The organism is Erythrobacter sp. JB2-19 (assembly GCF_057365005.1).
Genome location: NZ_CP200290.1, coordinates 609,450 through 621,769, shown reverse-complemented (window position 1 = coordinate 621,769; position 12,320 = coordinate 609,450). Strand labels below are relative to the sequence as shown.

The 12,320-nt window shown below is 59.2% G+C and carries 13 protein-coding genes, 1 tRNA gene and 1 pseudogene; 12 read left to right on the top strand and 3 right to left on the bottom strand.

The window, feature by feature from the left end:
* Window positions 1-39: 39 nt before the first annotated feature.
* Window positions 40-113 (bottom strand) — tRNA-Gly (locus AC0V6O_RS03160).
* 272 nt (window positions 114-385) lie between these two features.
* On the opposite strand from AC0V6O_RS03160, the gene AC0V6O_RS03155 reads away from it, so the two are divergent.
* Genes AC0V6O_RS03155 through AC0V6O_RS03130 form a run of 6 tightly spaced genes read left to right on the top strand, consistent with a single transcriptional unit; the run spans window position 386 to window position 4,892 of the window.
* Complete coding sequence (locus AC0V6O_RS03155; RefSeq protein WP_486141466.1) at window positions 386-1,882, top strand: CoA-acylating methylmalonate-semialdehyde dehydrogenase; 1,497 nt, start codon at window positions 386-388, stop codon at window positions 1,880-1,882.
* Window positions 1,883-1,887: 5 nt separating this feature from the next.
* On the top strand, window positions 1,888-2,358 hold the full coding sequence (locus tag AC0V6O_RS03150; protein WP_486141465.1) for a hypothetical protein: 471 nt from the start codon (window positions 1,888-1,890) through the stop codon (window positions 2,356-2,358).
* A 20-nt stretch (window positions 2,359-2,378) separates the two neighbouring features.
* A complete protein-coding gene (locus tag AC0V6O_RS03145) occupies window positions 2,379-3,359 on the top strand; it encodes a polysaccharide deacetylase family protein (RefSeq protein WP_486141464.1) in 981 nt (326 codons plus the stop codon).
* A complete protein-coding gene (locus AC0V6O_RS03140; RefSeq protein WP_486141463.1) occupies window positions 3,356-3,739 on the top strand; it encodes a RidA family protein in 384 nt (127 codons plus the stop codon). The genes AC0V6O_RS03145 and AC0V6O_RS03140 overlap by 4 nt, the downstream gene beginning before the upstream one ends.
* The gene (locus tag AC0V6O_RS03135; protein WP_486141462.1) at window positions 3,736-4,365 is read left to right on the top strand and encodes a DUF1214 domain-containing protein; all 630 of its coding nucleotides are present in this window, start codon (window positions 3,736-3,738) and stop codon (window positions 4,363-4,365) included. The genes AC0V6O_RS03140 and AC0V6O_RS03135 overlap by 4 nt, the downstream gene beginning before the upstream one ends.
* Complete coding sequence (locus AC0V6O_RS03130; RefSeq protein WP_486141461.1) at window positions 4,362-4,892, top strand: DUF1254 domain-containing protein; 531 nt, start codon at window positions 4,362-4,364, stop codon at window positions 4,890-4,892. The genes AC0V6O_RS03135 and AC0V6O_RS03130 overlap by 4 nt, the downstream gene beginning before the upstream one ends.
* A 42-nt stretch (window positions 4,893-4,934) precedes the next feature.
* Here the strand turns inward: AC0V6O_RS03130 and AC0V6O_RS03125 are convergent, their stop codons facing one another.
* Window positions 4,935-5,327, bottom strand: coding sequence for a hypothetical protein (locus AC0V6O_RS03125; RefSeq protein ID WP_472640659.1), 393 nt, complete (start codon window positions 5,325-5,327; stop codon window positions 4,935-4,937).
* A 112-nt stretch (window positions 5,328-5,439) separates the two neighbouring features.
* Between AC0V6O_RS03125 and AC0V6O_RS03120 the strand changes: the two genes are divergently transcribed.
* From AC0V6O_RS03120 to mmsB, 4 genes are read left to right on the top strand one after another with little or no spacing between them, the layout of a single operon-like run.
* Window positions 5,440-6,585: an acyl-CoA dehydrogenase family protein gene (locus tag AC0V6O_RS03120; protein ID WP_486141460.1), complete on the top strand. Its 1,146-nt coding sequence runs from the start codon at window positions 5,440-5,442 to the stop codon at window positions 6,583-6,585.
* 28 nt (window positions 6,586-6,613) lie between these two features.
* On the top strand, window positions 6,614-7,684 hold the full coding sequence (locus tag AC0V6O_RS03115; RefSeq protein ID WP_486141459.1) for an enoyl-CoA hydratase/isomerase family protein: 1,071 nt from the start codon (window positions 6,614-6,616) through the stop codon (window positions 7,682-7,684).
* A complete protein-coding gene (locus AC0V6O_RS03110) occupies window positions 7,681-8,475 on the top strand; it encodes an enoyl-CoA hydratase-related protein (protein ID WP_486141458.1) in 795 nt (264 codons plus the stop codon). Before AC0V6O_RS03115 ends, AC0V6O_RS03110 begins: the two co-directional genes overlap by 4 nt.
* 44 nt (window positions 8,476-8,519) lie before the next feature.
* Window positions 8,520-9,401, top strand: coding sequence for a 3-hydroxyisobutyrate dehydrogenase (gene mmsB, locus AC0V6O_RS03105; RefSeq protein WP_486141457.1), 882 nt, complete (start codon window positions 8,520-8,522; stop codon window positions 9,399-9,401).
* On the opposite strand, the pseudogene AC0V6O_RS03100 reads toward mmsB, so the two are convergent.
* A pseudogene (locus tag AC0V6O_RS03100) lies at window positions 9,376-10,112 on the bottom strand (Nmad3 family putative nucleotide modification protein). The gene mmsB and the pseudogene AC0V6O_RS03100 sit on opposite strands and share 26 nt — an antisense overlap.
* A 90-nt stretch (window positions 10,113-10,202) precedes the next feature.
* Between AC0V6O_RS03100 and AC0V6O_RS03095 the strand changes: the two are divergent.
* Both AC0V6O_RS03095 and AC0V6O_RS03090 read left to right on the top strand, forming a co-directional pair.
* Entirely contained in the window at window positions 10,203-11,009 is an 807-nt protein-coding gene (locus AC0V6O_RS03095) for an NTP transferase domain-containing protein (RefSeq protein ID WP_486141456.1), read from the top strand.
* Between the two features lie 18 nt (window positions 11,010-11,027).
* Window positions 11,028-12,317 carry a lipopolysaccharide biosynthesis protein gene (locus AC0V6O_RS03090; protein ID WP_486141455.1) on the top strand — a complete coding sequence of 430 codons (1,290 nt, stop codon included), beginning with the start codon at window positions 11,028-11,030 and terminating at the stop codon, window positions 12,315-12,317.
* Window positions 12,318-12,320 lie beyond the last annotated feature (3 nt).

Below are 12,320 nucleotides of genomic sequence, written 5' to 3'. Positions count from 1 at the left end.
AATAGAGCCGCAGCAGGGCGGATTCAGCGATGGCGGAGATGGAGCGGGTGAAGAGAATCGAACTCTCGTCGTCAGCTTGGGAAGCTGCTGCTCTACCATTGAGCTACACCCGCGTTGAGCGCTGCGCGATAAACACGAGGATCACGTAATCGTCAACATCCGTACGCGGCGGCCAAAAAACCGCTGCAACTGGCACCGCCATAGGGGCGTCGGACAAATGCATTGTGCCATCTGCGTGCACAAAATTTCATAAAGGCTCAAACGCAGGACAGATCGTGTCGCAATGTGGGGGCGAGAATTCCCACCAGCTTTTGTGAGGCTTGCAGAGCTTGCGCAGCGCGCGTCCAACTGCAATTGATCCGGCAATAGAGGAGCATCCAACCCCATGCGTCAGATTGATCACTTCATGGTTGGCGGACCAAACACCGCTGCCGCACGTAAGCACCAAGTGTGGAACCCATCAACCGGCGAGATCCAGGCCGAGGTTGCACTGGGCGATGCCGCGCTGCTCGAAAAAGCTGTCGCGACCGCAAAGGAAGTGCAGCCGGCATGGGCGGCGACCAATCCGCAAAAGCGTGCCCGCGTGATGTTCAAGTTCAAGGAGCTGATCGAGGCGAACATGCAGGAGTTGGCAGAGCTCCTGTCCTCCGAACACGGCAAAGTGATCGACGATGCGAAGGGCGATGTTCAGCGCGGACTGGAAGTGATCGAGTTTGCCTGCGGCATCCCGCAGGTCCTGAAGGGCGAATATACTCAGGGCGCAGGCCCGGGCATTGATGTCTATTCCATGCGCCAGCCGTTAGGAATTGGCGCGGGCATCACCCCGTTTAACTTCCCAGCGATGATTCCAATGTGGATGTTCGGCATGGCGATTGCGGTTGGCAATGCCTTTATCCTGAAGCCATCGGAGCGCGATCCATCTGTGCCGGTTCGCCTCGCGGAATTGTTCGTTGAAGCGGGCGCGCCAGAGGGCCTGCTGCAGGTCGTGCATGGCGATAAAGAAATGGTCGATGCAATCCTCGACCATGAAGATATCAGCGCGGTCAGCTTTGTCGGATCATCCGATATTGCGCATTATGTCTATAAGCGCGGCGTTGCCGCCGGTAAGCGCGTGCAGGCCATGGGCGGCGCGAAGAACCACGGCATTGTGATGCCCGATGCGGACCTCGATCAGGTCGTGAATGACCTATCAGGCGCAGCCTTCGGCTCCGCCGGCGAACGTTGCATGGCATTGCCAGTGGTTGTGCCAGTGGGCGAAGACACCGCCGAGCGCCTGAAAGAGAAGCTGATCCCGGCGATCCATGCGCTCAACATTGGTGTCTCGAACGACCCCGACGCGCATTACGGCCCGGTTGTGACACCTGAGCACAAGGCGCGGATCGAGGGCTGGATCGACACGGCGGAGCGCGAAGGCGGCGAAATCGTCGTGGATGGCCGCGGCTTCACTTTGCAAGGTCATGAGAAAGGCTTCTTCATCGGCCCGACCCTGATCGACCGGGTCACCCCCCAAATGGAAAGCTATCAGGAAGAAATCTTCGGCCCAGTGCTGCAGATTGTGCGGGCCAATGATTTTGAAGAGGCTGTGCGCCTGCCGAGTGATCATCAATATGGCAATGGCGTCGCGATCTTCACCCGCAATGGCCATGCCGCGCGCGAATTCGCGAGCCGCGTGAACGTCGGCATGGTCGGCATCAACGTGCCGATCCCAGTGCCGGTCAGCTATCACAGCTTTGGCGGGTGGAAACGCTCCGGCTTTGGCGACACCGATCAATATGGCATGGAAGGTCTGAAGTTCTGGACTAAGGTCAAGAAAGTCACCCAGCGCTGGCCCGATGGCTCACCGGATGGCGGAAACGCCTTTGTCATTCCAACCATGGGGTAAGGCCTATGCGACTGCTGATCGGATCCACGGTTCTTCTTCTGGCTGCCTGTTCGCAGGTGGATCAGGGCGCGCAAGAGAGCATGCCAGTGGACGCAGAAGCACCCGCTGCGCCGATCGTCGCATCGCCTGAGCCAGCAGCGGCGCCGGAAGCGCCGTCGGCTCCGACCATCGCCGCAATCCCAGAGCACTTTCGCGGTGTGTGGGACTATATCGAGGGCAGCTGCGCGCCCGAATCCGACCTACGCCTAGAGGTAACCGCTGGCGATCTGATGTTCTACGAAAGCGTCGGCGAGGTTGAGAGCGTCGAGGTGGAGAATGACAACCAAGTGGTCGTTGCGCTTTCCATGTCTGGCGAAGGCGAGAGCTGGACGGAACGCACCCGGCTGACGCTGACGGATGGCGGCGATATTCTAACGCCAGTCGATGCGGACGGTGAGCAAGCAGGCACGCCGATGCCGCGCAAGCGGTGCGAATGACGGGGAGCATTACCCAAATCATGAAGACGGGCCTTCTGGCTCTGTTGGGCATATTGCTCGTCAATTGCATCGGCCCAAACGCGGTGCAGGAAGCACCCGCAGCGCAGGTGGATGGCGACAAGCGCATCGCGCTGACATTCGATGATACGCCGCGTCATCCGGGCGCATTCTTTGACGACGATGAACGTACGGAGCGTTTGATCAAGCAATTGAACGAGGCGGGTGTCACTCAGGCAGCATTCTTCCTCAATCCGGCAAAAATCGCTGAACGTCCCGGCGCGGAAAAGCGTATCGCCGCCTATGTTGCCGCCGGGCACGTCATCGCCAATCATACCGCGGATCACCCGCGCCTCTCGCAAACCGAAACCTCAGAATACATCGCGGAGATCGACCGCGCCGGCGCTTGGCTCAAAGACCGGCGCGGTTACCGCGCCTGGTTCCGCTACCCCTATCTCGACGAGGGCCGCGAAGATGTGGCCAAGCGCGACGCCATTCGTGCGGCGCTAAAATCGCGCGGACTGCTCAACGCCAGCCCAACCGTAGACGCCTCAGACTGGTTTACCGACAACGAATTGAACCGTGCCAAGCGCAGCGGCGAACTCTTCGATTTGGACGCTGCCGGGCGCATATTCATTGAGAGCCACGTCGAGGCCGCCGAGTTTTATGACCGGCTTGCCCGCGAGACCTATGGCCGCCCGATTGCCCACAATATGCTGCTGCATGAGACCGACCTTTCAGCGATGTTCATTGGCGATTTGGTCGGCGCGCTAAAGGCGAATGGCTGGACAATTATTACCGCCGATGAAGCCTTCGCCAATCCGGCCTATCTCGCTGCCCCCGACGTCCCGTCGGCGCAGGGGACCCTGGTGGAACTCGCCGCATGGCACAAGGGGATCGGATCGCAGCGCTGGTATCCTGGCAATGATACGACCAAGCTCGGCGAGAGGTTCAATCGCGAAGTACTAGGCGAAACAGAGCTGAAAAAGGAGCCTGCGCAATGACACGTCAACGCACCTCATCCGGTTCGCCTTTTGAGGCGCAGTTCGGCTTTTGCCGCGCGGTGCGGACCGGCAATCGTATCGTTGTCGCTGGCACTGGCCCGATTGAGGAGAATGGTGAAACAACGCCGGGCGGGGCCGCTGAACAAGCTGAGCGCTGTCTTACTCTGATCGTGAAAGCGATTGAGGATTTGGGCGGCAGTGCGCGCGACGTTGTGCGCACCCGAATGCTGCTGACCGATCCCACCGATCAGAGCGCCGTTGGCGAGGTGCATGCCCGCTTTTTCGGCGAGACCCCTCCTGCAGCAACGATGGCCGGCGTAGCCTGGCTGTGCCGGGAAGAATGGAAGGTCGAGATTGAGGCCGAGGCGATCCTAGCGTGATCGGCACAGCACTACGCTATGGCCTGGCACTGATCCTAGGCGCTGCGATTGGCATTGGCAGCATGCTTTACATGGCCGGGCTTTGGCCAGGGATGAAACCGCTCGATTTCGGAGATATTGAGGTTCGCGGTTGGCGGGCAGATTTCGCCATAGGGTCGAACGCCGCCGATCCCTACACCCGCGCAAGGGTCGCTCGCCATGGCCTGTTGGCACTTGCAAAGAGTGAAGCCGTCTATTTCACTCGCACGACTGACAGTTCAGGCGAACGCCTGCGTGAAGAGTGCACCTATCGCCTAAAAGTGGCCGAAATGCCTGCTGAATGGTGGTCGGTCACTTTGTATGATGCTGACAGCAAATTGCCAATGAATGAGGATGAGGCGCTGTCCATCAATGCAGATCAGAACGTCGTCGCGGAGGCCAATGAAGAGGCTGTTGGCGCAGTGATGACAGCCGTTATCGCACCGCGAAAACCGCAGGAAAACCGCCTTTGGATTTCGAGCCGCGGTGCAGGCAACTTCGACCTTACACTGAGGCTGTACATGCCTGACGAAGCCTTGCTAGCCGACCCGCAGAGCGCGCTTGAGCCGCCGTCCGTCGAGCGGCTTTCCTGTGAGGATGAAGCATGAACCGCTGGCTTGGCCCGATGGCAATGCTGATCGTAACAGCACTCGCCACGCATTGGGCGGCGCTGCATTATGCGCCAGGCGTCATTATGGACCGCACTCTGGCCACGCTCAAGAATCGCGGTATTGCCGAACACGCCTTCACAACCCCGCAGCGCATTACTCCGCAAAGCCAGGCCGTGGTCAGGAGCTCACCCGATCTGTTCTATTCGCTATGTCGCTATGACCTCAGCACTAATGGGGAAAGCTCGGCATGGCTCGACGTAACGATCGGTGAATGGCCGGAGTATCAGTCCCTCTCGTTCTTCGACGCCCACACAAACAATTTTGCAACCATTCGGACAGCGGGCAGCGCCCAAAAAGTCAGAATGATATCAAGCATGGCGGCGCCCGGCGAGGACGCGGCCGATATTGTCAGCCCAACTCTGCGCGGCGTAGTTCTGATCCGAAGACTGGCACCGACCCAGGCTCTGTTTGAAGAAGCGAAAGCGGCCTCGAATGCAGATTCCTGCACTATGGTTCAGCCCTAGATCGATTGGCTAAATGCCTTCTGTCAAAGGTTCGGCAAGCGCCTAAGCAGCGGCAGACTTCTGGCGTTGAGACAAGGCCAGCTCCAGCGCTGCGATCAGCTCTGCCACATCGGTCATTTGATCCAATTGCTCTGGGCCAAGCAGCAGCTCCGGCTGTCCATCACCCTCACGGATCAAGATCGCAGGCAGCACAAATTCATGCCCGGGATAATCAGCGGCGAAATCATCGCGGTGATGAAACACCTTCTCCATATCCAAGCCATCGAGGAACTGCCGCCACACCTTGCGCATCGACACTGTGCCGTATGTGACCGCGCATAGGGAGCACGGATAGGTCGCGGGAAAGACGGTTTTGTGCACCGCGTGGACCAGCGCGTTGAGGATGCCGCCATCGGCATTGTACACGATCAACAGCTTGGGCTTTGTCTGGGTCATACCAATAGTTACGCGCATGCGAGCAAATAGTTACAAAAATTGCATGGCCCCGGCAAAATTCGCAGCCGATCACGCCTTTTCTCGCGCCCTTAAGCGGGGTAGGAGATCATCCATGACAGGACAATTTCAGCTCACAGAGGATCAACTCGCGATCCAAGAAATGGCGCAGCGTTTCACCGCCGATAACATCACGCCGTTTGCCGGCGAATGGGACGAGAAACACCATTTCCCCAAAGACGTGATCAAAAGCACCGCAGAGTTGGGCTTTGGCGCGATCTATGTCTCAGAAGAAAGCGGCGGCATCGGGCTTGGCCGACTTGAAGCAGCGTTGATTATGGAGGCGATGTCTTACGGTTGCCCCACCACCAGCGCATTCATCTCGATCCACAATATGGCCGCTTGGATGATTGACCAGTTTGGCGGGGCGGAGATCAAGGAACGCTATCTCCCTGACCTCGTCACGATGGATAAGATCGCCAGCTATTGCCTGACAGAGCCGGGCAGCGGATCGGACGCTGCAGGTCTGAAAACCAATGCCGTGCTGGACGGTGATCACTACGTGCTCAACGGCACGAAGCAGTTCATTTCCGGCGGCGGGGTCAACGATATTTATGTCACCATGGTGCGCACGGGCGAGCATAAGACCAAGGGCATCACATGCCTGGTGATCGACAAGGACACACCAGGCGTTTCGTTCGGCGCGCCTGAGAAGAAGCTCGGTTGGAACGCTTCACCCACGGCGCAGGTGGTCTTCGAAGATGCACGCATTCCGGTCGCGAACCGTGTCGGCGGTGAAGGCGAAGGGTTCCGTTTTGCGATGATGGGGCTAGATGGTGGGAGGCTGAATATTGGAGCCTGTTCGCTTGGCGGGGCGCAGCGCTGTCTCGATGAGGCAATCGCCTACACCAAGGATCGCAAGCAATTCGACACGCCGATTGCTGACTTCCAGAATACGCAGTTCATGCTGGCCGATATGGCAACCGACCTCGAGAGCGCCCGCGCGCTGCTCTATCTCGCAGCAGCCAAGGTGACAGACAATGCGCCGGACAAGTCACGCTTCTCGGCTATGGCAAAACGGCTTGCAACCGACAACGGCAGCAAGGTCGTGAACGATGCACTGCAATTGTTCGGCGGATACGGCTATCTCAGGGATTACCCGATTGAACGGTTCTGGCGCGATCTGCGCGTGCACTCAATCCTGGAAGGCACCAATCAGGTAATGCGCATGATCGTGGGCCGCGATCTGCTGCGCCAGTAACCCCAAACCTGCGTTTAGAAAGTTCCTAATGACTCAAGACGTCCTCACCCGCAAAACTGGCGCTGTTGGCCATATCTCGCTGAACCGGCCCAAGGCGCTGCACGCGCTGACACTGGAGATGTGCCATGCGATCAGCGCTGCTCTTACGGAGTGGGCCAATGACGACACGGTCGAAGCGGTCATCCTCGACCACATCGAGGGCACACGCGGGTTTTGCGCAGGTGGCGATATCGCGTTCTTGCGGGACTCAGCGCTGAATGATGGCGGCGTATCGGGCCGCAAGTTCTTTCACGACGAATACCAGCTCAACCATCAGATGTTCACCTATGAAAAGCCGATTGTGGCCTTCATGGATGGGATCACTATGGGCGGCGGGGTTGGCATTTCTCAGCCTGCGAAATTCCGCGTAGCGACCGAAAACACCCGCTTTGCCATGCCAGAAACCGGGATCGGATTGTTCCCCGATGTCGGCGGCGGATGGTATCTTTCGCGCCTGGGCGGGCGGATCGGCCAGTTTCTCGCGCTGACCGGCGCGCGGCTAGATGGCGCAGAATGCGCATGGACCGGCCTTGCGACCCATTACGTGCCGAGCGACATGCTCGATGACCTAAAGGCGCGCATTATTGAGCGGCCCGGCCGGATCGCTGGTATTTTGTCTGAACCCGTGGGCACGCCGCCTGATGCGCGGATTGAGAAGAACGCCCTGCGCATTGCCAAGCATTTCGCCAGCGACAGCTATGAAGAGATCCTCGCCAGCTTGGAGGCTGAGATCGAGACCGATGAGAATGGCGGCGCGGATTGGGCCGCGAAAGAGCGTGATACTTTGGGCACCAAGAGCCCGCAGACCTGCAAAGTGGCGCTGCGGCAATTGGCGGACAGCGCAGGCCTCACCGATTTTGCGGACAATATGCGCATGGAATATCGCATCGCATCGCGCGTGCTGACCCGGCCCGATTTTGCCGAGGGCGTTCGCGCGGTCATCACCGACAAGACCAACGATCCCAAATGGGACCCGGCGACGCCAGAGGGCGTGTCTGACGAATTGATCGAGAGCATCTTTGCTCCCCTCCCCGAAAACGAGGAATGGAAACCCCTATGAGCTATGAAACCATAACCGTTGAAGCCAATGCGCAAGGCAACACCGGCGTCACACTGATGACGCTCAACCGGCCCAAAGCGCTGAACGCTCTCAATTCGGTTGTACTGGCAGAATTGATTGAGGCATTTGCTGCCTGTCAGGCTGATGACAGCCAACTGTGCGCGGTATTGACCGGTTCTGGCGAGAAGGCCTTTGCCGCCGGCGCGGACATCAAAGAAATGTCGGACAAGGCGGCGGCCGATTTCTATCTCGACGATTTCTTTTCACCCTGGACCAGCGAGATCGTGAAGAAAACCCGCAAACCCTGGATTGCGGCGGTAAACGGCTTTGCGCTGGGTGGCGGATGCGAGCTTGCGATGATGGCCGACTTCATCATCGCATCGGACAATGCGAAATTCGGGCAACCCGAAATCAAGCTGGGCGTGGCACCCGGGATGGGCGGATCACAGCGTCTCACCCGCGCCATCGGCAAATCGAAATCGATGGAAATGTGCCTGACCGGCCGAATGATGAGCGCGGAAGAGGCCGAGCGTGCGAACCTGATCGTGCGGGTCGTGCCGCAGGCTGACCTGCTGGCCGACGCGCTGAAGTCTGCGAGTACAATCGCAAGCATGCCGCCAATGGCCGCGATCGCTAACAAGGAAATGGTCAACGCTGCGTTTGAAATGACGCTCGATCAGGGCCTGATCATGGAGCGCCGGATCTTCCAAATCCTCACCGCAAGCGAAGACAAGGCCGAGGGTATGGCCGCCTTCATTGAGAAGCGTGAAGGCGTGTGGAAGGGGCGGTAGGTCTGGATTGAATCCAGCCACGCGCCATCGGAGAGGAAAAACACATGAAAATTGCATTTATCGGCCTTGGCAATATGGGCGGCGGGATGGCCGCCAACCTCGTTAAGGCGGGCCATGATGTGCGGGCCTTTGATCTCAGCGAAGCCGCTTTGGACGCTGCAAAGGACGCAGGCTGCGCGACCTTTACCAGCGCGTCTGAAGCCTGCGCCGATGCTGAGGCGGTTGTCTCCATGCTGCCCAATGGCGCGATCGTGAAATCGGTTTTTACCGCAGATGTCATCGGCAAAGCGCCCGCTGGCGCCGTCTTCCTCGATTGCTCAACCATCGATGTCGCCACCGCTCGCGACGTGATTGGGCTCGCCACGGCCGCGGGCTATGACATGGTCGATGCGCCAGTCTCCGGCGGGATTGCGGCGGCGAATGGCGGCACGCTCACCTTTATGGTCGGCGGCACTAAGGCCGCGTTTGACCGCGCAGAGCCGATCCTTTCCGCGATGGGCAAAGCCGTGATCCACGCGGGCGACGCCGGTAATGGTCAGGCGGCGAAAATCTGCAATAACATGCTGCTCGCGGTGCATATGGCGGGCACATGCGAAGCCTTTGCGATGGCTGAAAAGCTCGGTCTGGACCCGCAAACCTTCTACGATATTTCGTCGGTTTCATCCGGCCAGAACTGGTCGATGACCAGCTATTGCCCGGTCCCCGGCGTCGGCCCGCAAAGCCCATCTGACAATGATTACGAAGGCGGCTTTGCAACGGCATTGATGCTGAAGGATCTGCGTCTGGCGATGGATGCGGCGGACACTTCGGACAGCGCCGTTCCCATGGGATCGCGGGCGGCCGCGCTTTACGAAGATTTCGACGGGGCGGGCAATGGCGGCAAGGATTTTTCCGCCATCATCAAGACCTATTTATCTCAGCAATAATCCGCTCCAGCCAATCGCGCGGAGCCTGCCTGCGTCCAATATCGGCGACGAATTCCTGACCGCGCGCAACGCTTTGCAATTGACCGCGCTTGGCCCAGCGAGATGGCCGGTCGTGATAGGATAGCCCGCCGCGTTTCAGCCAGTCGGGCCTGCGCCACACGCTGGGCGAGGCGCCGGGGATCGTCAGCCGCAGCATATCACTCGTATTGTTTGCGGTGCGGCCTTCCCCGCGCCAGATCACATCGTTCGAACCGTGCAGCGCGAGCGCATGAGGATGCCCCTCTTTGACAAGTTCGCTTGGGACATCCTGGGTGAGCGCCACCATCTCTTCAGCGCGCAAATATCCAAAGATGCGGTGGTGTGGATCGCCGCGTGTGCCGTCTGCGTGCTCATCGCGAAACAACCCGAAGAACACAAACACATCGCCCAGGCCCACGCCTTGCCGCTCCAGATGGGTTTGCGCTGCGCCGCATTGACCGAACCAGCATGTACCATCCCCCGAAACATCGGATCATGGTGGCACAAATCGCCTGCGCCCAGCTTACCCTTGCTCGCGGCTGAAACCAAATCCCCCAATCCCAAATCGCCATAGCGCGTGCTGCTGGCCACGCCGGCTGGGATCGGCAGGCTGATCGGCTGGCCGTCCACTATTGGAGACGGTCCGCCGCCCGCCGCGCTGTCAAACCCTTTGCGAGAGAAGATAATCCGCATGCGCTGACCCATGGCGTGCAAACCATTGTTGCACAACACTCGTCGCACTCCACTTTGCGCACTCCCACGATAAGCGCTAAAGGCGCGTGCATGGACGGATCAATCAAAGCAACAGCTCTCATCATGGCCGGCAAACGCTCTGGCGTGCTTGACCCCTTGGCTCAACGCGCTGGTGTGGCGCAGAAATGCGTCGTCCCGGTCAATGGCACCCCCATGGTCGCACGCGTGGTCGAACAGGTCGCGGCCTGTGACCGTGTCGGTACAATTCGCATTGTAGCGCATGAGCCAGACGAGATTGCGGCTCAGCCCGTCGTGGCAAAGCTGCTCGAAGAAGGCCGCCTGAGCTTTGCTGAGGGTAAATTCAACATCGTCGACAGCGTGTTTTCAGGTGCGGAGGGCGTGGAGTTTCCCATGCTCATCACCACCGCTGACAATTGCCTGGTCACCCCGGAAGGCTACGCCGAATTCATCGACAAAGCTTTGGCTGAAGAGGCTGGCGCCGCCGCAGGTCTCGCGCGCAAAGAAGACGTACAAGCCGCCGATCCGGAAGGGCAATCAAAGTTCTATCAATTCCAGGACGGCGGCTATTCCAATTGCAACATGTATTGGATGGGCAGTGCGGACGCTTTAAAAGCCGCCGAGATCATGCGCGAAGGTGGGCAATTTGTGAAATTCCCGCGCCGCATCATCAAGGCCTTCGGTTTTATGAACCTGATCCGATTCCGCATGGGCTGGGGATCTAAAGAGAAATTGTTCGCGCAAATTTCCAACCGGTTCGGATTGAAGATGGTGCCGATTGTGCTGTCTAAGGGGCAATATGCCATCGACGTCGATAATGAACGGACCTTTGAAGTGACCGAACGGCTACTGGCAAAAACCGAAGGCAAACGCGGCTAAACATACGGACACGCCGCCATGAAGCGCCTCTTCAAAAACATCGGTTGGCTCCTCGGAGGGCGCGGCTTCAACGCTGCGATGAGCCTGCTGTATCTTTACCTTGCGACGCACACGCTGGGGATTGAGAGCTTTGGCCATTTCGCCATCATTGTCGCTTTGGGCCAGACGGTCACCGGCCTCGCCAATTTTCAGACCTGGCAATTCATTATCCGCTGGGGCGCAAACGGCGATGGCCCCGGAGAGGCGACCGGTTTTGCCATCGCGCTTGATCTGCTGTCGGTTGTGATGGGCGCGGTAATCGCAGCCTTTGTCGTATGGACGGCGCAGATGTGGCTACCTCTGCCCAGCGAACTATTATGGCTGACCTTCGGCTATTGCATCGTCTCGCTACTATCGATCCGCACGACGCCGACAGGCCTGCTGCGACTGAGGTTTAAATTTGCCACGGCGACCGGGGCTGAAGCGGTCCAACCCGCGATCCGCGCGGCGGGCGCCGTTCTCGCCTGGATGTTCATGCCCAATGTCGCTGGCTTTATCATGGCCTGGGCCGCGGCAGAGGTCGCCGTGGCGGTGACGCTCTGGATCGTTGCAACGCGCAAGGAACCGATTGACCTGTCGCAGGTCAGCCTGACCAAGCTCCCCAAAAAGCACCGCGATGTTTGGCGCTTTGTCTGGTCGACCAACATGTCAGGCAGCCTGACGATTGCAGGCAAACAAGTGATCATCCTGTTGGTTGGCACGTTTGGCGGAGCAGCGCTGGCTGGCGGCTTCCGGGTCGCGGCTCAGCTGGGTCAGGCGCTGGTGACATTGGCGCAAACCATATCGAAAGCGATCCTGCCAGAGCTGGTTCATGACAAGGAAAACGCGGTCGAGATCGCGCGGCGCATGGCCAATATAGCGGTTGTCGCCGGCGGGCTGGCGGTAGGAATGGCGCTGCTGTTTGGCCGTTGGGGCCTGGCAACCATCGCAGAGGATGACTTCTCCGGTTTTTATTGGGCGATGGTGATACTCTCTATCGCAGGCGCGGTGGAGCTGGTCGGGGCCAGCCTGGAATCGCTGCTGGTTTCCGCTGGTAAGGCGCACACCGCATTTTTCGTGCGGGCAGTGCCGACCATCCTCGCGCTGCTCCTGCTCGGCACAGCGATCGAGTGGGACGGCGCGAAAGGCGCTGCCTTTGCCATGCTCGGATCAAGCTCTCTCGCCGTGCTGGGCTTTTTCGTGGTGGTGCTGAACCTGCGCGAGATTAAAATCGCCGTTGCACCCGGTGGCGAGGCGGAGCTCAAAAAGCCCGAACGCCCCGCCCTCTAGGCG